The following is a 23,453-nucleotide window of genomic DNA, read 5'->3' on the forward strand; positions in this document are numbered from 1 at the left end:
GCAGTGCGCCGCTAGAAATGCAATTGCATCGAACAGTAGCGAGCCAAATTGCTTGCCGCAAGCCAACGATTCCGCGAAATGAGATAAATTTTCAGATTATTTCGATTGACGGAATATTTACCCAACACAGTGATCAATTCGTTTCGCTTCAACGCCTCGGGATAATCCCTAAGTTATGATGAATATTGGCCATTTTTTGGAAAATCGACGTGGTGCGATGGTTTTCAAGCATCGCAGGCTTACGCTAGTATTTCGTTTGACGGAATAATTGAGGCACAAATGACCACCGCCGATTCACCTCGCACGACGCCGCCGGATGCTGCCGGCACAGGCATTTTGCAGCGCACGTTTGCCGTGATTCGCGCGTTGGGCGATGCCAAACCCGAAGGGGAGCGCGTCACCCACATCGCCAAGGCCGTCGGGCTGAGTCAGGCGACCGTGCACCGGATCCTGCACGCGCTCATGGCCGAGCACGTGGTGGAGCAGGACGAAACGTCGAAGATGTATCGACTGAGCATCGACTTCTTCGCGATGGCCGCGCAGGCCGGCAATCCGAGCGGCATGCGCACGCTATGCCGGCCGTCACTGCTGCGGTTGTGCGCCAGCCTGGGCGACACCATCTTCCTGCTCGTGCGCAGCAGCTTTGACGCCGTGTGTCTCGACATGTGCGAGGGGCCCTTCCCGATCCGGTCGTTTACGGGCGACATTGGCGGACGGGTCGCGCTCGGCGTCGGCCAGGGCAGCCTGGCGATTCTGGCGTTCCTGCCCGAAGCCGAGCGCGAAGAGATCATTCGCTTCAACGTGCCGCGGCTGCGCGGTTATGGTGTGCTCGACGAGGTCTATCTGCGTACCGAGATCGAACGCGTGCGGCAATTGGGATACGCCGGCAGCAACAGTGGCGTGCTCGACGGCATGGCCGGCGTGGCCGTGCCGGTGTTCGACCGCACCGGGCACGCCGTTGCCGCACTGAGCGTGGGCACACTCGCCGCACGGCTGTCGCAGGATCGATTGCCGATGGTGGTGGAATTGCTGCGTCGCCAGGCCGAGCTGATCGGACCGCAGACCAATCCGTTCGACGTGGCCATGCGCCGCCCGATGCACGGCCTCACGCGCGCGTTGACGACCGAGCCGCTGGCATGACGCCGGCCCGACGCTCGGCGCCGGTCCTCGTGACGTTCTGATGATTTGATGGCCGAAAATGGCCAGCGCAGCGCGCGCCTCCCTGCGAGAATGCCGCACGGTCCGGCAGCCTCCTGGCGCGCTTGCGGAAGATCGCGCATCCCGCGCACGGTTGTGCAAGCGTCGCGCCAGACCGCTTTCCACCCCTACGGCTGCGCACACACGCAGCGGAGACACGTCATGGCATCAGGCGAACATCAGTATCGAGTCAGCATCGAGTGGATCGGCAATCAGGGCAGCGGCACCTCCGGATATCGCGACTACGGTCGCAATCACGAGATTCGCGCCGAGGGCAAGCCCACGATTTCCGGCTCTTCCGACCCGGCCTTTCGTGGCGATCCGGCGCGCTGGAATCCCGAAGACCTGCTCGTGGCGTCGGCCAGCGCCTGCCACAAGCTCTGGTATCTGCATCTGTGCTCGGAGGCGGGCATTGTGGTGGAGGCATACGTCGACCACGCGGTCGGCACGATGATCGACACGGCCACGCAGGGCTGCTTCACGAAGATCGTGCTCCACCCGCGCGTGACGATTCGCGCGGGCGGCGACGTTGCGCTGGCCGAGCGTCTGCACCACGACGCCCATGAGAAATGCTACGTGGCCAACTCGGTCAATTTCCCGATCGAGTGCGAGCCCGTCATCGAGACGATCGAGCGTTGACCCAGGCGCGGCGGACGAAGGCGGCCCATGCGTGCACCTCGCTCACCCCGACAGTTGCCGCGCGAACTCGGCATCGCGCGCGAGCGCGCGAACCACGCTTTCGCGCTCACGAAAGCGGGTGACGTAGGCCGTGATCGCGGGGGTCTGCGGAATCAGTTTGAAGTGGGTGAGGAAGTGCATCGCATTGCCCCACAGCGCGTCGGCCGCCGTGAACGATTCGCCAAGCCACCACGGCCCCGGGTTCTGCGCCCAGTGCCGATCGATCGTCCAGATCACCGACTCGTAGTCGCCATACGGCGAACGTGAGCGCTCGGCGCCCTCGCGCCCGAGCGACTTGTCCACCACCGCCGGCTCGACGCACGAGCCGTAGTAGACCATCCACCGCAGATACGGCCCCCGCCGGGGATCGCCAGGCGCCGGCGCCAGCGATTTCTCCGGATACAGTTCCGCCAAATACATATATACGGCAGCCTGCTCGGTGATGACGGCGTCGCCATGGCGAATCGCCGGCACCTTGCCCATCGGATTGACCTCCAGATAGTCGGAGCCGCGCTGCTCGCCGGTGGCAAAGCGCAGCAGATGCAGATCGTAATCGGCTTGCAACTCCTCGAGCAGCACAAGCACACCGGACGAACGGGTGTTGGGCGCATGAAAGAAGGTTACGCGGCGGTCGATCGCCATGGTGTCGTCTCCATGATTTCAATGTCGAAACGTCAAAACGCATGCTTCGGCTGGCGAAACATCTTACTGCATCGCGTTGTCGCCCAGCAGACGCATCAGGGTCGTCGCATTTCGCTGCCCCTGATCCTCGTAGTTGTTGTTGAACACGACGTACACGCGCGCGACCTCCCTGGCGATCACGCGAATCGGGTCGACCAGCGCGGCCAGTTCCGCGTCGCGATAGTCGTAGTTGAAGCGATCCGACGCCGCCACGCTCTCGCGTACGTTCCACGTGGCCTGATTGCGGCCATGCAGACGGACCACGGCGGCGAGCGGCGTGGTGGCCTGCCAGACCTGGGGAATACTGTTCGCGAAGCCCTGCGGCTCATCCACGATCGTGTTGACCCAACCGAGCGAGCGCAGCCAGGCCAGCGTCTCGCCGGCGCGCGCCCCGTCGAACCAGCCGCGGGAACGGAACTCGGCGGCCACGCCGTAGCCGGCCATACGTTGCGCGCATGCCTCCACGTGCGCGCGGCTCGCCCGATCGCCGGTGAGCCAGGGCGGAAACTGGAAGTGCACCAACCCCAACTTGCCGGCCAGACGCAACGGGGCAAGGGCCTCGAGATAGCGCCGCCAGATCTCGTCCCTGAGCGCGTCGGGCATGTCCTTGTAGTAGACGTTGACGCTGGTGCCCGGCGGCAGTTCGGGCTGCAGGTCCTTCGGGAACGCGATGCGCGGCGTCTGATGGCCGGTCAGCAGGCGGAACGCCTTGATGTTGAACACGAATGGCGCGGGCGTTCGCTCCACCCAGAGCCGTGCGTTGACGGCCGACGGCATGGCGTAATAACTGCTGTCGACCTCGACCATCGGAAAGCGGCTGGCGTAGTAGCGCAAACGCGCCTCGGCCGACGTATGCCCGGGCGGATAGAAGCGCTTGCAGGCAATGAGCGATTTGTCGGTCCATGACGCCGTGCCGACGTAGACATTGGCGCCGGCGCGCGCCATCGTGCGCGCCGGCCCGGCATGCTGCGCGACGTTTGCGTCATCAGGCATGTCGCCCGTGAGCAAATCGCGCTGCCCCGTGCCCGACGACTGAGATCGGCGCATACCCCGCCCTCCCGTTGGCAATGACAACCGTTGGCGTGTTCCCCGAGGCCGCGGCCAGACGCGTGCTCCGGACATGCGCCTCAGTATAGGACGCGCGGGACGAGAGGGACGAGATGGACGATGCCACCTCCCACGCGCATGGGGACTGGACTGGGACGAACGCATGAAATACTGCGAGCACATCTGATCCGGCACGCGCTCCCCGCACCGTGCCGTTTGTACGGCCCGCAGCTCACCCTGCGGGCCGCCTTTTTCGGATGTCAGTCGTCGCGTCAAGCACCGCCGGCAGCGTGCCGATGCGCGCTATCATGGGCCGCCTGATCCTTTACTCCGCCTGCCGAGCGTCCATCATGACCGACCGTCTGCCCGTCGCACTCCCCAAAGCCTACCGACTGCTCAATCACGGCCCGACCGTGCTCGTGGGCAGCGCCCACGCCGGGCGCAGAAACGTGATGGCTGCTGCCTGGTCGATGCCGGTGGACTTTTCCCCACCGAAGGTCGCCGTCGTCATCGATCGCAATACGCTCACGCGTGAGCTGGTCGACGCCTCGGGCGAGTTCTCACTGAACGTGCCGACACGCGCCATCGCACGCGAGACGCTCGCGGTCGGCTCGATTTCCGGGCGCGATACCGACAAGTTCGCCCCGGGCACCGGGGTGCGGGCGTTCGAAGGTTCTCAGATAGGGGCACCACTCATCGAGGGCTGCCTGGCGTGGCTGGAATGCCGCGTGATTCCGGAGCCGCACAATCAGGAGCGCTACGACCTGTTTCTCGGCGAAGTCGTGGCGGCCTGGGCCGATCCGCGCGCCTTTCGCGACGGACACTGGCAGTTCGGGACCGCCGAGACCCGTGAATCCGCCGGATCGGGCGGATCGCGAAGCCTGCACTACATTGCCGGCGGCAACTTCTTCGAGACCGGCGAAGCGTTCGAAGTCAAACCATGACACTCGCCCTTTGTACCCCGGCCGACGCCGGGCGTGTGCACCGCTTCCCCGGCGACGTGCGGCTGGCCGCTCAGGCGCTGTGGCAGACAAGTCATGTGCCCGGCGCCGCACGACCGGCGGCACCGCAATTGCCAAGCGAGGGCTGGCGCGGCAGAATTGATGGGGTCTCGGAGGCTACCGATCGAGTGTCGACATTGAGAGATCCCCTGAATTTCCAATCCCATCCCGACGAGGCCGCGCGCCTTGCCGCCTTGCGTCGTTACGAGATTCTCGACACCCCGCCCGAACCCGCGTTCGACCGCATCGTGCGGCTGGCGTCGTACGTGCTCGGTGCGCCGATCTCGCTCGTCTCGCTGATTGACGAGTCGCGCCAGTGGTTCAAGGCCCGTCAGGGCATGGAAGCCGAGCAGACCCCGCGCTCCATGGCGTTTTGCGCCCACGCGATTCTCGACGACGAAGTCCTGGTGGTGCCCGACGCCCGCGCCGACCGGCGCTTCGCGGACAACCCGCTGGTCGTGGGTGAGCCGAACATCCGCTTCTACGCGGGTGCCCCGCTGCGTACGCCGGAGGGGCATCGCCTTGGCACGCTGTGCGTGATCGACCGCAAGCCGCGCACGCTCGACGACGAGAAGCGCGCATTGCTTGCCGACCTGTCGGCCCTGGTCGTCGACGAGCTGGAGCTGCGCCGGGTCAATCACGTGCTCGGCGACATGGCCATGCGCGACGCGCTCACCGGCGCGCTGAACCGCCGCGCGTTTCTCCTGCAGGCCGAGCGCCAGTTCGCGGCGGCCCGGGCGCAGCAGCGCCGCCTGGCCGTGCTGATGCTCGACCTCGATCATTTCAAGGCGATCAACGACACCTGGGGGCATGCCGTCGGCGACCTCGTCATTGTCGAACTGACGGTGGTATTGCGCGCCACACTGCGCAAGGACACTGTGATCGGGCGTCTCGGGGGCGAGGAATTCGCGGTGCTGCTCCCCGACGCCGATGCCGAACGCGCCATGCAGGCAGCCGAGCGCTTGCTCGCGGCCGTTGGCGGCGCGAGCGTGCCCGGCCCCAACGCACCGATACGCTTCTCCGCGAGCATCGGCGTGGGTGGCCTCGCGCCCGACGACGCCGACTTCGGCGCTGTACTCCAACGCGCCGACCGCGCGCTCTATGCCGCCAAGCAGGCCGGGCGCAACCGCGTGGCCGCGCTGTAACCCTGACGCTGTAACGCTGTAACCCTGATTATCGACCTGGAAGAACCTGGACACGCATGGGCAAAAGCCGACTGGAAGCCTTTAGCGATGGCGTAATCGCCATCATCATCACGATCATGGTGCTCGAGATGAAAGCACCGCATGGCAGCGAGCTGGCCGATCTGCTGCCGATCGCGCCGACGTTTCTCACCTATATCCTGAGTTACGTCTACGTAGGACTGTACTGGAACAACCATCACCACCTTTTTCACGTCGTGCAGCGTGTCTCGGGTGGCGTGCTCTGGGCCAATCTACACCTGCTGTTCTGGCTCTCGCTGATCCCGTTCGTCACCCACTAGCTGGGCGAGAATCATTTCACCGCCTGGCCGACGGCGCTCTACGGCGTGGTCCTGTTCATGGCGGCCGTTGCGTACTTCATCCTCACGCGTGCATTGCTTGCGGTGCATGGCGAGGGCGGCAACACCAAGCTGGCCGCCGCGCTGGGCCGCGACTTCAAGGGCAAGACGTCGGTACTCGTCTATGCCGCGGCCATTGGACTGGCGTTCGTGATACCGGAAGTTTCCCTGGCGCTGTATGCGCTGGTCGCCGCGGTGTGGCTGATTCCGGACCGTCGGATCGAGCATGTCCTCGAGCGGTAGGTGCGGCCGCCCGCGCCATTTCAGCGGGGCCCGGACGGTGCGCGGCGGCGGTCGACGCGCATTGGGTTTTTACGAAGTATCCGCACCATCATGCAAAACGTTACTTTTGAATTGACCGGCGAATTCGTCGCGCTGAACGACCTTCTCAAACTCACCGGCATCGTGGATTCCGGCGGTGCGGGCAAGGTCATGGTGGCCAATGGCGCGGTGAGCGTCGATGGCCAGATCGAGACCCGCAAGACCTGCAAGATCCGCGCCGGCCAGACCGTTTCGGTGGAGGGGGTGCGCATTCGCGTCAAGGGCGCCTGAGGCCGCTCCGACCCGCCCGCGTTCGTTCGAGACATTGTTTCCGAGTTTGTCCATGGCCGTTCAAGGCCGTCGGACCCGCTGAAAACGTGCCAAACGTGCAAATCGGCGCTCCCATGCGCCGATCGCCCGCTGCCCGGGGCGGTGTCACCTTCGTGACGCTCCCGGTTTCTCCCACGTGAGCCTGCCGTTGCAGGTCGCTATACTTGAAAGCGTTTTTTGGCGTGTCAGCCCCAGTCATATCCGACAATGTCCACAGGACGTCCGAGGAGGTCCTTTCGATGGTCGTGCGCGGTTCACCGTCCACCGCCGACGTCAATCCGACGCCCGGGCGCGAGGCATTGCTCGCGGCGCTCGATCACTCGCTGGGCATGCTCACGTTGACGCCGGACGGCATTATCGTCGGCGTCAACGACAAGCTGCTCGGCGAATTCGGCTACACCCGCGACGAACTCCTCGGTCAACCCCATACGCTGCTGTGCGCACCGGACGACCCGACCTGCGGCGACTCCCTCGCGCAAGTCCTGCGGACGGGGCGCTCCCATACCGGTCAGGTCCGCCGCCGTCGGCGCGATGGCCAGCCCATCTGGCTCGAGGCCACCTACAACCCCGTGTTCGACGACGCCGGCGAGCTTGCCTTCGTCATCAAGCTGACCGTCGACGTGACGGCACGCGTGGCGCGCCAGGCGGCCGATGACGCGCGTATGCATCTGCTCTCGCTCGGGGTCGACGAGACCGACAACGCGGTGCTGATCACAGACGCGCAAGGCGCCGTTTGCTATGTCAATGCCGGCTTCACGCGCATGTTCGGCTACGCGGCCGACGACGTCGTGGGCCAGTCGGTCGGTAGTTCGTTCGGCGCGATGTCGGCTGACGAGCCGCCCGACGGTGCGGCGGCCATGGACGTCAAGCAGGCGCTGGTCGGGTGCATGCGCTCTGCCCGCGATGGCCGGAGTTGCCATTGCGAAGTGCTCGTGCGCACGGCCCAGCATCAGCCGCTTTGGGTGTCGATGGTGACGAACCGGATTCTCGATGCGAACGGCGAACTCGCGAATTCGGTGGTGCTGTTCACGGACATCACGCAATCGAAGATCCAGGAAGTGCTTCAGCACAAGGCGCTGGCCGCCATGGTGCGCGATGCGCCGCTCGTGGAAGTGCTCACGCTCGTTTGCCGCGAGCTCGAACAGATCGCCCCGGAAGTCATGGCCTCGGTCGTTCGGGTCGACGCCGAGGGCCGGTTGCGTCCGCAAGCGGGACCGAGCTTGCCTGCGCGTTACCACCAGATGATCGACGGTCTGGCCATTGGCCCGAACGTGGGCACCTGCGGCACCGCGGCATTTCAGGCGCGGCCGGTCGTCGTGACCGACATCGCGACCGATCCGCGCTGGGCCGATTTCCGGGACATGGCCGCCGAGTTCGGGCTGGCGGCGTCGTGGTCCATGCCGATCATCGCTAACGACGGACGCGTGCTCGGGGTACTCGCCTTCTATTACCGTACGCCACGCGGTCCCGACGCGCTGCACGAGCGCCTCGTCGACGTGTGCGTGCACCTATGCAAGCTGGCCTTCGAGCGCGACGAGTCGCGCACGCGCATCCGCCAGTTGGCGTTTTCCGACAGCCTCACCGGCCTGCCCAATCGCAGCATGCTGAGCGTGCTCGCGGCGCAGGCCATTGCCAGCGCAACGGAATTGAGCACGCGCATGGCCGTCATCTTCATCGATCTCGACCGATTCAAGCAGGTCAACGACTCGCTGGGTCATCAGGCGGGCGACGTTCTGCTGCGCACGATCGCGCAGCGTCTGCGTCGCGCGCTGCGCGGCGCGGATATCGTGGCGCGCCTGTCGGGCGACGAATTCGTGGCCGTGCTCACCGAATGCGACCCCGAGCGCCTGGACATCGCCATCGAGCGCATGCGCGGCGCGGTCAACGCGCCCTGTCAGGTCGACGGGGTGACGCTGGCACCGTCAGGCAGCTTCGGTATCAGCCTGTACCCGAACCACGGCAGGGAGTTCGACATCCTGCTGCAGCGCGCGGACATGGCGATGTATCAGGCGAAGATGACCAGCCCCGGCAGCGTCCGGTTCTTCAGCGAGGACATGAAGATTCTCGCGCAGGAGCGGCTCGAACTGGAAACCGCCATGCGCGACGCCCTTCGCCGCGGAACACTGCAACTGTTCTACCAACCCCAGATCAACCTGCTCGACGAGACGGTGTATGGTGCCGAGGCGCTGACGCGCTGGGCTCATCCCCAATACGGCGACGTGCCGCCGTCACGCTTCATCGCGCTGGCCGAGGAGTGCGGACTGATCGGAGAACTCGGTACGTGGACGCTGCGCGAGTCTTGCCGGCAACTGGCCGATTGGCGCCGGCGCGGCGTGGGCATCGCGAACGTGTCGGTCAATCTCTCGCCCACCAACTTCCACGATCACGACCTGCCGCGCACCATTGCGCAGGCATTGGCCGATCACGGATTGCCGCCGTCGTGCCTGGCCATCGAAGTCACGGAAAGCGTGCTGATGAACCACAACCCGAGCACGCTACGTATCATCGACGAAGTCCACGCGATGGGCGTGCGCATGTCGATGGACGACTTCGGCACCGGGTATTCGAGTCTGGGCTATCTGCGACGTCTGCCGGTGTCGGAACTCAAGCTCGACCGCAGCTTCGTGCATGACATCACGCGCGACGAAACGGTGCGCGCATTGACCAGCGCCATCATCGGCATCGGCCACAGCCTGCACCTGACCGTGGTGGCCGAGGGGGTCGAAGACGAGGCCCAGCGCGATGTCCTCGTCGAACAAGGCTACCGCGTCGGACAGGGGTATCTGTTCTCGCCGGCCCTGTCGGCCGGGGATCTGGAGCGCTGGCTGGAGCGCTGGTCCATGCGGCTCGCGTCGGACCCCCTTTCGTCATGACGGCCAGGACGGTCGTGACGCTCCTGTCTGGCGTTCGTGCGTCCGTGCCTCACCCTGATCAGGGCGCGAGACGCAGCTCCATCTGGTGCAGGGCCGTCTCGAGGGCCTGACTCTGCTCGGCATTGAGCGATTCGGCCGCAACGCTCGTCGCCCGCCGGTAGATCATCTCGCCGTAGACGTTGGCGAGCGCGCGGGCCGACTTGCACAAGGACAAGTTGCTGTCCGCCGCCTGGTGGCTCGTCCAATAGTTGATCGCCTGCTCGATGTCGGCGATGGAGTAATTGGCTTTCATGTGAGGTTCTGTCTCGCCGTGGATGGAATACTGTAATTATATACAGTATCCGACAAATCGGAGCATGCCAGTTCGTACGAATGGCGGTTGGGTCGATTCTCGGCTGCACGTTTCGGAACTGCAACATCTGCCGGGGGCCAATCCGCAAATGCGCGCCGGACAACAAAAAATTCCCCGAGAAATCATGCACCTGGGCACTCCGGCATGAAATTGGCTTGCGAATGGGCGAACACGCGGCGTCCTCTCTCGCGAGGCGCGACGTCGCGATTGCCAACGTCCGCCCCCCGACGGAGCGAGCCATGCCGCCGAGACACCCCGAGCATTCCCCGTGCCAACACGTTCGTCATGCCGCCGATGCCCACCGCGCCAGCGTCGCGCGCTTCGGCGTCATGATCGGAGGCCTGATACTCGCGCTAGGTTCCGCGAGTGTGCGGGCCCAATCGGTACCCGCCGGCCCGACCCCGGCCGACGCCTTTCATCAGCCCTGCGTTGCCGTGCACATGCCGTCCGGCGTCGCCGCCGGGGCGCTCGTCTTGCCACGCCTCCTGAATGCGACGGACCTTCGGGACGCCCGGGACCCGCGAGACCTCAGGCACTACGTCGATCTGGACAATCGCTGCGCCACGCCTCCCGCGTTCGCACCGACCCGTATCAGCGATCCCACCTCGGTCTGGCATGTCCATGCGCCAGCGAGAGAGACGCGCTCCGCCGCCGTCGCTTCCGCCGCCCTCCGTCCCCCGTCGCCGCCAGACTTTCCCGGGCCTGCCTCCTGAGCGTGGGGCCCTCACGTTTGCTATGCTGCGGCTTTCGCGAGACACCCCCGTCACGCGCGCTTTTCCGGAATCCCGATGCCCGACAAACGCCCCGACTTGCCCGAGAATACGAACCCGGCCACCCTGCGAACGCAGGCCAAACCGGCCCCCGTCACTCCGCCGCCACCGGGCGCTTTGCCGCTGGCGTGGGTCGGGTTGCTGGCTGCCGCCGCCTGGGTACTGAAGCACCCGAACCCGACCTGGGCCGTGGGCGTACTCTGTCTCTGCGCCGGGCTGATCTCGTCATTCGGCGCCCGTCGCCGCGGTCGTGCGCCGTGGCCCGCGTTCTTTACCGGCCTGCTGCCGGTGGGTGTCGCGTTGTTCTTCGCCTTGCTCATGTTGCGTCCGCTGCTTCGCTGACGTAACGCCCCGTCGGGCAGGATGACGTGTCATGCGAACGTCATCGCATCCACACGGTCGACGCCTGGCGCGCAGACGGCGAGTTACCCACAACTTCTGTGGATAACCCACTGGATAACCCGCCACCCTGCTCTCGAAACGCCCACAGACACAGGCTGTCAAGAGGATTGCCCGTTTCGGCATCAACCTTGGATAAATTTTTTGCGCTTGACGTACGACCCGGCTTCTGTGCCGCCGCGTCACGGCTTTGACACGACACAGACCGGTCAGGCAACGATGTGCGGCGGGGTGTCGCTCCCCGCAATCGCAGGGTTCGCAGCGCACGGGATTCGGCCTATGATGGAGACAGGCGATACCTCGCCATGCGCGACGCGAGAGCCTCGCCGGCTCTCACATGCTGCGTCGTCTCGCTTTCCAGTGACTTTCGGGAGACCGCCTCGTATGACCCAATCCGACAAGCCGTCCGTGTCTGCTGCAACGCCTGATCCGTCGTCGGCGACGACCGGGACGGAAGCGGAACGCTTGCATCTCGACGATCTGCTGGCACACCACTCGGTCACGGAAACCGTTGACCGCGCGTCCGTCATCGATCTGATCAAGGAACTGCGTTCGCCCGACGTGAAAACCGCTGAAGATCGCGACCGAGTCGTCAAGGAAAGCCGGTTGTGGAAGGAAGTGTCCCATCGCGACACCGCCATGTCGCTGCTCAATTCACTTGCCCAAATGGCACCGATCTTCCTCAATCAGATTCACTGGTGAGCGGCAGCACCGCATGCGCGCGTCGGCGCCGTCCGGCGCGTGCCAGCCTGCCGCTTTGTCTTCCCGTGCTCCGCCCGACTACCTCGACCGCATTAACCTCGTTAGCCTCACCAACCCCCGCAGCGATTTCACGCGGCCTCGACAGGTAGCGTCCAGCGCCGCCCAGCGCCATCGCACCGCCACGCCTTGATCTGGATTAAATTCGCCGGTGCCCGGCCGGGTGCCGGGCGGGACGTCATGCGGCGCGTGCCTTACAATGCGGGTCGCGAAAGTTTTCCCCGTTGACCCGACATCATGACCACCACGCTGGACACTCCCACCGAATTCAAGCGCTGGATCTGCCTGATCTGCGGCTGGATCTACAACGAAGCCGAAGGCGCGCCGAACGACGGCCTCGTGCCCGGCACCCGCTGGAGCGACGTGCCCGGCGACTGGCGGTGCCCGGAATGCGACGTCTCCAAGGCGGACTTCGTGCTGTCGGAGTTCTGATCGCGGCGGCGCACGCTTGCGTTGCGCCGCGGCTTCGTCTGTTACGATTTTCTTGCCGACGCGGCGACGTACGTCACCGCTGTCAATGACGCCAGCCCCAGCCGCGCCCGCCGCGTCCCCGCCAGCCACGGTCGTAATCGCCACCGTAATAACTTCCCGAGACGCCGAATGTCACCACCGGGGCCGGTGCCACGGCATAGCCCGGCGCATAGCCATAGTTGTCGTAATAGGCATTGCCATAGGCCGGCGCCCCATAAGGCACGGCCACGCAGCCGGCCATCGTCATGGCGACGGCGGCCCCGCCCGCCAGCATGAGTAAACGTTTCACGATAAAGTCTCCCGTGGATTGATGTCGAGCCTTGCACGGCGACCGTCGACGGCAAGTCGATCGTCACCGGGCGGCTTGACCCATTAGACACGGAAGTTCCGCTGAAATGCGCGGGAGGGCGCCGCGCTTTGGTTACCAAACGTGACATTGGTAACCGTGCGGAATTCGCGATCGCAGCGGCGCCGGGAAGCGAGGCAACCCGGACACGGCTCGCGCCGGTGCAACGCACGCGCCCCGGGCAGGCGCAGACTTCAGAACACCCAGCAACGGTCGCGCCCGGCGCGTTTGGCGCGATACAACGCCATGTCGGCGCGCTCGACCATGTTCATTGGCGAGTCTTCGTCCTGCCACTCGGTGATGCCGAAGCTCGACGAAAAACGCAGCGGCGGTTCGCTGCCTTCGACAGACTCGCGTTTGCAGCGCTCGCGAATCCGATCGGCAACGCGCAACGCATCGCGCTCGCTCGCCCCGGGCAGCAGGATCGCAAACTCTTCGCCACCGATCCGACCGATCAGATCGTCGCCACGCAGCATCGACGAACACACCAGCACGAACCGACACAGCACCTGGTCGCCGATCGAGTGACCGTACGTGTCGTTGATCGATTTGAAGTGGTCGAGATCGGCCACGATGAGGCTCATCGGCTCGTTTTTGCGCTGCGCCGCCTCCAGCAATTGCTCGAAGCGATGGAAGAAGTAACGGCGCGTCAGGCTACCGGTCAGTTCGTCGTAACTGGCCTCGAATGCCAGTTGATGATTCGCGGCACGCAACGCTTCGTTGGATTGGCGCACCTGACGATGTTGAACTCGCTCGCGCCAGTAGATCCATCCGCCGAGCGCGAGGATCACAGCGCCGCCCAGGTACAGCAGGAAACACAGCGCCAGGTCCTTCGCGTGCTGGCGCGTAAGCGCCTCCCAGGCATCGACGCCCTCCACCGCGTAGACGATCAGGTCGTTGCTCGAACTCGGCCGGGATGCGATCACGAACGGCCTGGACTGGTCGTCGAACGCCGACATGCGCTCGAGCAGCGACTGAGGCACCCAGGCGTTCGCACGACCGGGAGCGCGCCGGAACGGTGAAATCGGCATGCCGGCGAACGCCTGGCGCTGGTACAGTGCCAGGCGCTCGCTTTCGGTCAGCGAACCGAGCTTGCCGTCAAGCACGAAGCGATTTTCGAAGCGCGGCTCGTGGCTCATGATGACCACGCCATTGCCGTCGGTAATGAACGATTCGCCGCTGCCGACCCAGTGACGCAAACGCAGGAGTCCGATCTTCGTCATCACCACACCGATCAGCTCGCCGTCACGGTACACGGGGGCACTGAAATAGAGACCGGGCGACCGGGGCTCCCAACCCGCGGCGTACCCCTCGTAACGCCCGCCGAGCAATGCGCGGGTCACGTACGGCATTCCCGCTACCGATCGGCCGACCGGCGACGGCGCATCGCGGAAGTTACTGGCCGCCACGCAAACGCCACGCGTGTCGATCACCCAGATGCGGTCCACGCCAAAGTAGCCCTGTGCGCCGCGCAGAAACTCGTTGGCGCGCGCGACCGTATCGGGCGACGGGACGCCGTCCTGCGATGCACGCAGGACGTCGCGCAGCAGATCCACCTCGGCGAAGGTCGCGGGAATGGCCCGCACCATCGCCAGATCCGTATTGATCGCGTGAACCATGCCGTCGGCAACCCGATCGGCCACCATCTGACCCGCGTCGACACTCTGTGCAAGCTTGTCGCCGACCAGCGACGTGGCGGTCCGGTCCGCCGCGACCCAGCAGGCGACCAGCACGCCAGCCGAGAGACAGGCGGCATAAAGCCAATGCCTTATCCTCATTCCGAAAATCAAACGCTCGTTCTATTATTTTTCAGTTGTTACTTTGACAATGCCATCGCCTCTTTCGAGTCGCGTTTCTGCCATCTTCCCCGGACGGCATCACTGGTCGCGACCGGCATTCGTGTTGCCGGCGTATGTTTGCCAATTCTGGTCTGCGCGTCGAACCCTTTTCCTCGTTCCCGATCCCCGGCTTGTCGCGCCCCGCGCCTTCGGATCCTGACTGCCCTGCCATTGTCCACCCCGACAATTGCAGGCTGTTGACACCCCGCCACGCCCGGTTTCGCCGTGATTCGTCCCGCTTCGTCCAATTTCGTCCGGTTTGACGCGGGTGCACATGCGTGGCGATGACCTCGTGATTCTATAGCACTCCGACGGTCGATCCTCACGAAAAACCGGCAAGCAACCGATTTATTCTGAATCCCTATTTAATCTATTAACCGGGCGAATATGTGGTATTTGAATTTCAACTGTTTATTGGCAAATCCCAAAACGCTCGATTACCGAATCCATTTGCCCGATTTCCACCGGCCGGGAGAATAAATAGCCTTGTGCACAGAGCGGAACGAAATGGCGCAACCAATCCAATTGGCGGTCATTTTCCACGCCCTCGACAATCAGTTCGATCCCGAGCGATCGCGCAATATTGACGATATTGGAAATCATGAGACACGAGCGTGACGAATCGGGAATCGACTCCACGAACGAGCGATCGACCTTGAGCGTATCGACAGGGAAGCGCGTCAGATAGGACAACGATGAATATCCCGTGCCGAAATCGTCGAGTGCGATGCGCACGCCCGCCCGCTTGAATTGCTGGATCTTCATTTCCACGAGCGCCGGGTTCTTGATCATCACCGATTCGGTAATTTCCAGTTCGAGACGATTCGGCTCGATCTCGTAGGTCTTGATCAGCCCCTCCACCAGCTCGCCGATGTCACCCCGCCAGAATTGTACGGACGACACGTTGACCGCCAGCTTCAGCGACGCCATCGGTGTGCCGCGCCAGGCCGCCAGTTGACGGCACGCCTGCGTGAGCGCGAACTCGCCGATCGCCACGATCTGCCCGGTGGTCTCGGCCAGCGGGATGAAATCGCCCGCCGCAAGCACACCGCGCTCGGGATGGCGCCAGCGGATCAGCGCCTCCATGCCGCAGACGCAATCGGCGCCAAGCGCGATGATGGGCTGGTACGCGAGGAAGAACTCGTTGTTGGCCAGCGCCTGTTCCATCTGACGTTCCCACACGACCAGTTGGTGTGCCGGATACGTCATCTGCTGGGTGTAGACGTGCACCGCGCTCTTGCCGGCCTCCTTCGCCGAGTACATCGCCAGATCCGCCTTCTTGATGAGGTCGGCTTCGGTCTCGTCGGGTTTCGACCAGAATGCGACGCCGATACTCGCGTGCAGCGCGAACGACGTGCCGTCGGCGACCATCGGCGTCTTGAGCGAAGCGAGCAAGGTATTGCCGAGCGGCTCGGCTTGCGCGGGCGCATCGTCGCCCTCGAGCAGCACCATGAACTCGTCGCCCGCGAAGCGCGCGAGCATGGCCTCGGCAGGCATGCGCGGCGCAAACCGCTCGGCCACCTGACGGATGATGTCGTCGCCCTGCGCATGACCGAGCGTATCGTTCACGCTCTTGAAGTTGTCGAGATCGATGTGGAGCAGCGCAACCTTGCCCACCTGCGCAGTCGTGGCCAGCGCCCGACGCAGCGATTCCATCAGCGCATATCGATTCGGCAGTCCGGTGAGGGCATCGTACGAGATCAGTCGGGTGAGTTGTTGATCCCGGCCAATGAGGCGCTGCATGAGATACGCGATCATCCCGAAGAAAACCACGAGCGCGACCGATACGAACGTCGCCATCGTCAGATAGACCCGCTCGACATGACGGTACTCCGCCAGTTCCTCGTCCATCGACAATCCCACCTGTACGGCCAACGGATAGTCGCGCAGGTGACGGTACGCCACGACGCGCTCGATGCCGTCGATGGGGTCGCGCTGCACACCCGACATCCGCTGCTGCGCCGTGAACGGCGGAAGCTCGCCCGTGCTCGTGATCGCGACGCTCGCGCCCGTGCTGCGCGCAAGCAACGCACCGTCGTCGGCGATCACGGCGATCTGCCCGTATTGGCCGAGCACGGCGTTGGTGTAGAAATCGCTGGTGAAGTAGCTCGGTTCCTGCGACACGACGACCACACCCGCGAACGAGCCGTCCGGGAGGTTCAGTCGCCGGGTGAACTGGAGCACCCATTTGCGCGATACGCGACCGAACACGGGATGACTGATGAACAGGCCATCGCTCGCGCTCTGCAAATGCACCCGGAAATGCTCGCGATCGGCGATGTTGACCCGTGCCGCATCCGGCAGGGTGGTGGCGAACACATCGCCATTGGCATCCGCCAGACTCACGAGCACCATGAACCGGTCGGCAACGATGCCCTCGCTGAGCGTTCGATGCAGATCGAATTCGCCGTGACGGTGCTCGTACTCATACTTCACGAAGCGGGTGATCTGGTCGACCTGACGGATCGCGCGCAGCGTTTGCTGCTCGAGCGCGGACGCCACGGTCGAGGCCGACGCCGCCGCGTCGCGAAGAATGGCCTTGTACTCGATGGAGACACGCCAAAGCACCGCCGTCCAAAGCAGGATCAGGATCAGCAAACCGAAAATCAGGATCGCGACGATCGAGCGATAGGACGTCGCCCAACGACCTTGTCGCATTTCCGCCGTGCTCGGTTCCGCCATAGGTGGAGATCCTTTCAGCCTTCGCGCCCCCGCGCAAAAGCGGTCGGTGATGGCCCGGTTGTCATGAGGATCCGGAAAGGCATCGCTGACAGGTGCCCTTGTTTCCGGCAAGTGTAAGGCAATCGCCGCGCCCCCGGAAGTCGTCTCCGCACTTCCCGAGCGAAGGAATCATCGGGCTCATCCGAACGGACGAGCGCCAGCCCGCCGCGCGGCGTGTCATATCTCGGATTACGGACGGTTCGGCGAGCGCCGCATTGGGAGAATCCCGGGGTTCGGGACACGGAAAGGCCGCCGACCGGTTGGCGGCGGCTCAGGACTTGAGCAGATCGATGATCGATTCGAGACGCCGGCGCAAGTCGCCAACGTCGAGAGCGGACTCGCCCGTCGCGGTGTCGAGGGCCGACTCCCCCTGCCCCGTCGCACCGGCCACACCTGACGCTCGCGCACCGCGCGGTAAATCGGCCTCCAGCCGGTTGCGAGCGCCATTGATGGTGAACCCCTGCTCGTAGAGCAACTCCCGGATACGCCGGATGAGCAGGACTTCGTGATGTTGGTAGTACCGTCGGTTACCGCGCCGCTTGACTGGACGCAGCTGCGTGAACTCCTGCTCCCAATAGCGCAGGACGTGAGGCTTGACGCCACACAGTTCGCTCACCTCACCAATGGTGAAGTATCGCTTGGCGGGAATCGGCGGCAAGGCAACGTGATCCATCGCAGCGTGAGCAGAATGGGACGACGGTTAAATTGCGGACGAAAAACCGGCGGCCGCCACAGAATGCGGCGGCCGGGATTTACTTGCTCAGAACGCCAGACTCCACCATCGACTTGAGCTTCTGACTGGCGTGAAAGGTGACGACGCGACGCGCGGCGATCGGGATGGCCTCGCCGGTCTTCGGATTCCGGCCCGGCCGTTGCGGCTTGTCGCGCAACTGGAAGTTACCGAAGCCGGAAAGCTTGACGCTGTCCCCCGATTCAAGCGCGTCGCGAATCGATTCGAAGAACGCCTCGACCATATCCTTCGCTTCACGCTTGTTCAGACCGACGTGTTCGAACAGCAACTCCGCCAGTTCGGCCTTCGTCAGCGTCGGCGCTTCGGTCGAGACCTCGTTGACTTCGCTGCGGCCCATCGCGATGCGCTGCGCTGCGAGCATGGCTTCAAATTCACCAGGATTCATTTCGTTCATACGTCCCACGCGATGGCGATGACAGTGCGATAACCCACTCGCAACCGGATTTCTACCGAGTTTCAGCCGCGCAAGCGCGCGCCGAACCCTTCTACCCGTTTTACCAGTGCGTTAATGGCGCCCTGGACCGTCTCGTCCTGCAACGTACCCGAGGGGTCTTGCAGAGTAACACGAAACGCCACGCTTTTGTCCTGCGCGCCCAGCGACCCCGACGGAGCACCGGCCTTGGGCCGGAATTCGTCGAACAGCCGCACCGTTTGCACGATGCCGCATGCCGGATCGTCCTGGCGTGCCGCGAGCATGGCGTCGAGCAATCCCTGCACCGGCTGCGACTGGTCGACGACCAGCGCAATGTCGCGGGTCACCGGCGGGAACTTCGAGATTTCCTCGTAGCTCGCGACGTCGCGGGCAAACAGTGCCTCGGCCTCGATCTCGAACAGCACCGGCGCATGCGGCAGATCGTATTTCTGCTGCCAACGCGGATGCAGCTCGCCAATGAAGCCGACGCGCTTACCGTTCACTTCAATGGCAGCGCTGCGTCCCGGGTGCAACGCCGGGTGTTCGGCCTTCACGAAACGCGCCGTGCGCGGGGCCAGCAATGCCTCGAGGTCGCCCTTCACGTCGAAGAAGTCCACCTGACGCGAGGGGGCGCCCCACTGCTCCTCGAGCACCGGGCCATACGCGAGCGCGGCGACGGTGAGCGGCTGACGGTAGCCGCCAACGCTCAGTTCGCCCGACGCCACCGTATTGTCGCGATGATAGGTACGACCGATCTCGAACACCCGCACGCGTGAGGCCTTGCGATTCAGGTTGTAGCGCGCGGTCGCGATCAGGCTGCCGATCAGCGTGGAGCGCATCACCGCGAGGTGGCTGGCGATCGGGTTGAGCAGCTTGATCGGATTGTCGTTGCCGGCGAAATCAGCCTCCCACTCCACGTCGACAAAGCTGAAGCCGACCGTCTCGTGATAATCGCGCGCCGCCACGGCATGGCGCACGGCATGCTGCGAGCGGCGCCCCTCGTTCGTCGGGCGCATTTCACTCGCGGCCACCGGCGGATTGGCCGGAATACGGTCGAAGCCGTAAATGCGCGCGATTTCCTCGATCAGGTCTTCCTCGATCTCGATGTCGAAACGATACGAGGGGGGCGTAACCTCGAACACACCATTTTCCAGCGTGAACGACAGGCCAAGGCGCGTGAAGATGGCGCTCATCTCCTGCTCCGGGACCGGCACTCCCAGAATCTTGACGGCACGTGCGACGCGCATCTTCACCGGTGCGCGCTCGGGCAACTGCGCCACCAGGTCTTCCAGCGGACCGGCCTGGCCACCGCAGATCTCGAGCACCAATTGCGTGGCACGTTCGAGCGCACGCACGTTGCCGGCGAAGTCTACGCCGCGCTCGAAGCGGTGCGACGCATCGCTGGTGAAGTTGTACTTGCGCGCACGGCCCTGAATGGCGTGCGGGAAGAAGAAAGCCCCTTCGAGGAAGATGTTCTGGGTCTCCAGACCGGCCTTGGTCGAATCGCCCCCCATGATACCGGCCAGGCCGATCGGGCCGCTGGCGTCGGTGATGGCAAGCACGCTCTCGTCGAGCGTCACGGTCTGTTCATTGAGCAGCTTGAGCGTTTCGCCCGAACGCCCGAAGCGCACGTCGATTCCGCCTTGCAGCCGGTTCAGATCGTAGACGTGCAGCGGCTGGCCCAGTTCGAGCATCACGTAGTTGGTGATGTCCACCAGCGCCGAGATGCTGCGTTGACCCGCGCGCTCGAGACGCTCGACCATCCAGCGCGGCGACGGCGCGGCGGCATTCACGTTGCGGATGATGCGGCCACCGAAGCGTCCGCAGCCCTGCGGCGAGCTGATGCGCACCGGCAGCGTATCGGCGATCGTGGCGGGCTCCGCCCCTTGCCCCGGCAGATCCTTGAGCGGCGCCCCCGTGATGGCGGCAACTTCACGCGCGACACCGAGCAGCGACAGGCAATCCGCCTTGTTGGGGGTGAGCTTGACCACGAACACCGTGTCGTCGAGATCGAGGTATTCGCGGATGTTCATGCCCACCGGCGCGTCTTCCGGCAGGATCATCAGGCCGGCGTGGTCGTCGGAGAGCTTGAGCTCGCGCGCCGAGCACAGCATGCCGAAGCTCTGCACGCCGCGCAGCTTGCCGACCTTGATCTGGAAAGGCGCGTCACCGGCTTGCGCCGGCGGCAGCGCCGCACCTACCGTGGCGCACGGCACCTTGATGCCCGGCGCCACGTTCGGCGCACCGCACACAATGGTGAGCGTCTCGCCGGTACCGGCATCGACCTGGCAAACGTTCAGGCGGTCGGCATCCGGATGACGCGCCACTTCGAGCACCTTGGCCACCACCACACCGGTAAACGGCGGGGCGACGGGATTGGTTTCCTCGACTTCGAGCCCGGACATCGTCAGGGCATGCGCCAACGCGTCCGTCGACAAATCCGGGTCGACCAGGGTACGCAGCCACGATTCAGAGAATTGCATGGATCAGTTCGCTCGCAGTTAAGACTTCACTTCCGAGAGCCCGGCGGCAGCGATCTGGCGCGCCAGCCCGGGGCTTCGGCATCGATTACATGAATTGGCGCAGGAAGCGCAGATCGTTCTCGTAGAACAGGCGCAAATCCTGCACGCCGTAACGCAGCATCGTCAGACGCTCCAGGCCCGAGCCGAATGCGAAGCCGATAAAGCGCTCCGGGTCGAGGCCCATGTTGCGGATCACGGTCGGGTGCACCTGACCCGAACCGGAGATCTCCAGCCATTTGCCGGCATTCTTGCCGGTCTCGAACTGCATGTCGATCTCGGCGGACGGTTCGGTGAACGGGAAGTAAGACGGGCGGAAACGTACCTGAATGTCGTCGCGCTCGAAGAACTTGCGCAGGAAGTCGGTGTACACCCCCTTGAGGTCGGCAAAGCTGATGTCTTCGGCAATCCACAGGCCTTCGACCTGATGGAACATCGGCGAATGCGTGGCATCCGAGTCGACGCGATACGTGCGGCCCGGCGCGATGACCTTGATGGGGGGCTTGTTCATGCGCGCGTAGCGCACCTGCATCGGGCTGGTGTGCGTGCGCAACAACAGCGGCTTGCCGGCGTCGTCGTTGCCCTCGACGTAGAAGGTGTCCTGCATCGAGCGGGCCGGGTGGTTTTCCGGGCTGTTCAGTGCAGTGAAGTTGAACCAGTCGGTTTCGATCTCGGGGCCGTCGGCCACGTCGAAACCGATGGAACGGAAAATCTGTTCGACGCGCTCCCAGGTAGTGAGCACGGGGTGCAGGCTACCGGCGCCCAGGCCGCGGCCGGGCAGGGTAACGTCGATGGCCTCGGCGGACAGTCGCGCGTCGAGCAGCGCATCGGCCATGGCCTGACGGCGCGCCTGCAGCGCGCCTTCGATCTGTTGCTTGGCCGCATTGATCCGCGCACCTTCGGTCTTGCGTGCTTCGGGATCGAGCTTGCCGAGGCCCTTGAGCAACTCGGTCAGTTGGCCGGTCTTGCCAAGAAAGCGAGCTTTCTCGTTTTCCAGCGCGGCGGCGTCGGGAGCGGCGGCGAACGCACGCTGCGCTTCGCTGACGATAAGTTCCAGATCCATATGCTACAGACTCAAGTTAGGCGGTCGAATGGCCGCATGTTCAAGCAAAAAAGCGTGCGAAAAAGGCAGGCGGCAGGCGAAAAACAAAAGGGGGCTCCGATGAGAGCCCCCTCCTGGCGAATGGCGCGCGGTAAAACGCGCTATACGCTAACTACAGCTTAGGCTGCGACGGCGGCTTTCACCTGAGCGACAATCGCGGCAAATGCCGGCTTGTCGTTGATGGCCATGTCGGACAGCACCTTGCGGTCGAGTTCGATCGAGGCCTTCTTCAGACCAGCGATGAACACACTGTAGGTCATACCGTGCTGACGCACACCTGCATTGATACGCGCAATCCACAAGGCACGGAAAACGCGCTTCTTGTTGCGGCGATCGCGATAGGCGTATTGCCCGGCGCGCATGACCGCTTGCTTGGCGATGCGGAAGACGTTATTGCGACGGCCGCGGAAACCCTTGGCTGCAGCGATGACTTTCTTATGGCGGGCCCGTGCGGTGACCCCACGTTTGACTCGAGGCATGTTTCTCTCCTATCTAAGTCGGGGTTTAAGCGAAGGGCAGCATTGCGCGTACGGAGTTCAGATCAGACTCATGAACGCCGACGGCACCGCGCAGGTGACGCTTATTCTTGGTGGTCTTCTTCGTCAGAATGTGACGCTTGAAGGCCTGACCACGCTTGACGGTACCGCCAGGACGCACGCGAAAGCGCTTCTTGGCACCGCTCTTGGTTTTCATCTTGGGCATGAAAAACTCCGGGGTTTTTAACATGATCACAGGTGTGACGCCAATTTCGCGCCCCTTGTAGAACCCGGGATCACTTATTTTCAGGGTCGGACAGCACCCTGTATCGCTGCGACCTCTCTTGCGGGAGGTCACGGCAATTCCTGCGATCCGGCGGTGTCGCTCGACACCGCCACGACCTTATTTCTTCTTCGGCGCAATGACCATGATCATCTGACGGCCTTCCATCTTCGGCATCTGTTCCGGCTGGCCGAACTCTTCGAGATCGGTCTTCAGACGTTCCAGCATACGAGCGCCGATTTCCTGGTGAGCCATCTCACGTCCGCGGAAACGCAGCGTGATCTTGGTCTTGTCGCCCTCTTCGAGGAACCGCTTCAGATTGCGCAACTTGACGTTGTAGTCACCGTCATCGGTGCCAGGTCGGAATTTGACTTCCTTGATCTGAACAACCTTCTGCTTCAGCTTGTTCTCGTGCGCTTTCTTCTGTTCCTGATACTTGAACTTGCCATAGTCCATCAGGCGGCACACCGGCGGCTGCGCTTGCGGCGCGATTTCCACCAGATCGACGTCAGCTTCTTCGGACAGACGGAAAGCCTCGGCGAGTTTCATGATGCCGAGCTGCTCACCGTCAACGCCAGTTAGACGCACTTCGGGCGCGGTGATTTCGCCGTTGATGCGATGCGACTTATCGGTAGCGATGTTGCTT

Annotated in this window: 22 protein-coding genes and 1 pseudogene; 10 read left to right on the forward strand and 13 right to left on the reverse strand. The window is 63.9% G+C overall.

Annotation, left to right across the window (positions count from 1 at the left end; genetic code table 11):
• The first annotated feature begins 279 nt into the window (after window positions 1–279).
• On the forward strand, window positions 280–1,140 hold the full coding sequence (locus PMO31116_RS03195) for an IclR family transcriptional regulator (protein ID WP_150565417.1): 861 nt from the start codon (window positions 280–282) through the stop codon (window positions 1,138–1,140).
• A 219-nt stretch (window positions 1,141–1,359) separates the two neighbouring features.
• Window positions 1,360–1,836: an OsmC family protein gene (locus PMO31116_RS03200; RefSeq protein WP_150565418.1), complete on the forward strand. Its 477-nt coding sequence runs from the start codon at window positions 1,360–1,362 to the stop codon at window positions 1,834–1,836.
• Window positions 1,837–1,878: 42 nt separating this feature from the next.
• Here PMO31116_RS03200 and PMO31116_RS03205 read toward each other — a convergent pair whose 3' ends face one another.
• On the reverse strand, window positions 1,879–2,517 hold the full coding sequence (locus PMO31116_RS03205; protein WP_150565419.1) for a glutathione S-transferase family protein: 639 nt from the start codon (window positions 2,515–2,517) through the stop codon (window positions 1,879–1,881).
• A 63-nt stretch (window positions 2,518–2,580) separates the two neighbouring features.
• Window positions 2,581–3,603 (reverse strand): DUF72 domain-containing protein, encoded by a 1,023-nt coding sequence (locus PMO31116_RS03210; RefSeq protein ID WP_425494755.1) that lies wholly within the window; start codon window positions 3,601–3,603, stop codon window positions 2,581–2,583.
• A gap of 350 nt (window positions 3,604–3,953) precedes the next feature.
• Here PMO31116_RS03210 and PMO31116_RS03215 point away from each other — a divergent pair, with 350 nt between their 5' ends.
• The 5 genes and pseudogenes from PMO31116_RS03215 (at window position 3,954) to PMO31116_RS03235 (ending at window position 9,608) form a co-directional block, all read left to right on the forward strand.
• On the forward strand, window positions 3,954–4,547 hold the full coding sequence (locus PMO31116_RS03215) for a flavin reductase family protein (RefSeq protein WP_150565420.1): 594 nt from the start codon (window positions 3,954–3,956) through the stop codon (window positions 4,545–4,547).
• On the forward strand, window positions 4,544–5,749 hold the full coding sequence (locus tag PMO31116_RS03220) for a GGDEF domain-containing protein (RefSeq protein ID WP_150565421.1): 1,206 nt from the start codon (window positions 4,544–4,546) through the stop codon (window positions 5,747–5,749). The genes PMO31116_RS03215 and PMO31116_RS03220 overlap by 4 nt, the downstream gene beginning before the upstream one ends.
• 56 nt (window positions 5,750–5,805) lie before the next feature.
• Window positions 5,806–6,387: pseudogene (locus PMO31116_RS03225) on the forward strand (TMEM175 family protein).
• 90 nt (window positions 6,388–6,477) lie between these two features.
• Complete coding sequence (locus tag PMO31116_RS03230; RefSeq protein ID WP_150565422.1) at window positions 6,478–6,696, forward strand: RNA-binding S4 domain-containing protein; 219 nt, start codon at window positions 6,478–6,480, stop codon at window positions 6,694–6,696.
• Between the two features lie 278 nt (window positions 6,697–6,974).
• Window positions 6,975–9,608, forward strand: coding sequence for a sensor domain-containing protein (locus PMO31116_RS03235; RefSeq protein WP_150565423.1), 2,634 nt, complete (start codon window positions 6,975–6,977; stop codon window positions 9,606–9,608).
• Window positions 9,609–9,666: 58 nt separating this feature from the next.
• On the opposite strand, the gene PMO31116_RS03240 is transcribed toward PMO31116_RS03235, so the two are convergent.
• On the reverse strand, window positions 9,667–9,900 hold the full coding sequence (locus tag PMO31116_RS03240; RefSeq protein ID WP_150565424.1) for a DUF3717 domain-containing protein: 234 nt from the start codon (window positions 9,898–9,900) through the stop codon (window positions 9,667–9,669).
• An 848-nt stretch (window positions 9,901–10,748) separates the two neighbouring features.
• On the opposite strand from PMO31116_RS03240, the gene PMO31116_RS03245 reads away from it, so the two are divergent.
• The 3 genes from PMO31116_RS03245 to PMO31116_RS03255 all read left to right on the forward strand — a co-directional run bounded on the left by PMO31116_RS03245 (window position 10,749) and on the right by PMO31116_RS03255 (window position 12,320).
• A complete protein-coding gene (locus PMO31116_RS03245) occupies window positions 10,749–11,072 on the forward strand; it encodes a hypothetical protein (RefSeq protein ID WP_150565425.1) in 324 nt (107 codons plus the stop codon).
• Window positions 11,073–11,513: 441 nt separating this feature from the next.
• A complete protein-coding gene (locus PMO31116_RS03250; RefSeq protein ID WP_150565426.1) occupies window positions 11,514–11,831 on the forward strand; it encodes a hypothetical protein in 318 nt (105 codons plus the stop codon).
• Window positions 11,832–12,125: 294 nt separating this feature from the next.
• Window positions 12,126–12,320, forward strand: a complete 195-nt coding sequence (locus PMO31116_RS03255) for a rubredoxin (protein WP_246185111.1) — start codon at window positions 12,126–12,128, stop codon at window positions 12,318–12,320.
• 82 nt (window positions 12,321–12,402) lie between these two features.
• Here PMO31116_RS03255 and PMO31116_RS03260 read toward each other — a convergent pair whose 3' ends face one another.
• From PMO31116_RS03260 to infC, 10 genes are all read right to left on the reverse strand, one after another.
• The gene (locus PMO31116_RS03260; RefSeq protein ID WP_150565427.1) at window positions 12,403–12,648 is read right to left on the reverse strand and encodes a hypothetical protein; all 246 of its coding nucleotides are present in this window, start codon (window positions 12,646–12,648) and stop codon (window positions 12,403–12,405) included.
• Window positions 12,649–12,899: 251 nt separating this feature from the next.
• Window positions 12,900–14,483 carry a sensor domain-containing diguanylate cyclase gene (locus PMO31116_RS03265; RefSeq protein ID WP_150565428.1) on the reverse strand — a complete coding sequence of 528 codons (1,584 nt, stop codon included), beginning with the start codon at window positions 14,481–14,483 and terminating at the stop codon, window positions 12,900–12,902.
• 471 nt (window positions 14,484–14,954) lie between these two features.
• A complete protein-coding gene (locus PMO31116_RS03270) occupies window positions 14,955–17,225 on the reverse strand; it encodes a putative bifunctional diguanylate cyclase/phosphodiesterase (protein ID WP_246185112.1) in 2,271 nt (756 codons plus the stop codon).
• Between the two features lie 310 nt (window positions 17,226–17,535).
• Window positions 17,536–17,937, reverse strand: a complete 402-nt coding sequence (locus PMO31116_RS03275) for a MerR family transcriptional regulator (RefSeq protein WP_150565429.1) — start codon at window positions 17,935–17,937, stop codon at window positions 17,536–17,538.
• 79 nt (window positions 17,938–18,016) lie between these two features.
• On the reverse strand, window positions 18,017–18,409 hold the full coding sequence (locus PMO31116_RS03280) for an integration host factor subunit alpha (RefSeq protein ID WP_150565430.1): 393 nt from the start codon (window positions 18,407–18,409) through the stop codon (window positions 18,017–18,019).
• Between the two features lie 62 nt (window positions 18,410–18,471).
• Window positions 18,472–20,910 (reverse strand): phenylalanine--tRNA ligase subunit beta, encoded by a 2,439-nt coding sequence (gene pheT / locus PMO31116_RS03285; RefSeq protein WP_150565431.1) that lies wholly within the window; start codon window positions 20,908–20,910, stop codon window positions 18,472–18,474.
• Between the two features lie 85 nt (window positions 20,911–20,995).
• A complete protein-coding gene (pheS, locus tag PMO31116_RS03290; protein WP_023595511.1) occupies window positions 20,996–22,009 on the reverse strand; it encodes a phenylalanine--tRNA ligase subunit alpha in 1,014 nt (337 codons plus the stop codon).
• A gap of 158 nt (window positions 22,010–22,167) precedes the next feature.
• Entirely contained in the window at window positions 22,168–22,527 is a 360-nt protein-coding gene (gene rplT, locus PMO31116_RS03295) for a 50S ribosomal protein L20 (RefSeq protein ID WP_010806048.1), read from the reverse strand.
• Between the two features lie 25 nt (window positions 22,528–22,552).
• Window positions 22,553–22,750, reverse strand: a complete 198-nt coding sequence (gene rpmI, locus PMO31116_RS03300) for a 50S ribosomal protein L35 (RefSeq protein WP_010806049.1) — start codon at window positions 22,748–22,750, stop codon at window positions 22,553–22,555.
• A gap of 177 nt (window positions 22,751–22,927) precedes the next feature.
• A complete protein-coding gene (gene infC / locus PMO31116_RS03305) occupies window positions 22,928–23,446 on the reverse strand; it encodes a translation initiation factor IF-3 (RefSeq protein ID WP_072619107.1) in 519 nt (172 codons plus the stop codon).
• Between the last annotated feature and the right edge of the window lie 7 nt (window positions 23,447–23,453).

It is taken from the genome of Pandoraea morbifera (genome assembly GCF_902459575.1).
In the GTDB taxonomy this organism is placed as follows: domain Bacteria; phylum Pseudomonadota; class Gammaproteobacteria; order Burkholderiales; family Burkholderiaceae; genus Pandoraea; species Pandoraea morbifera.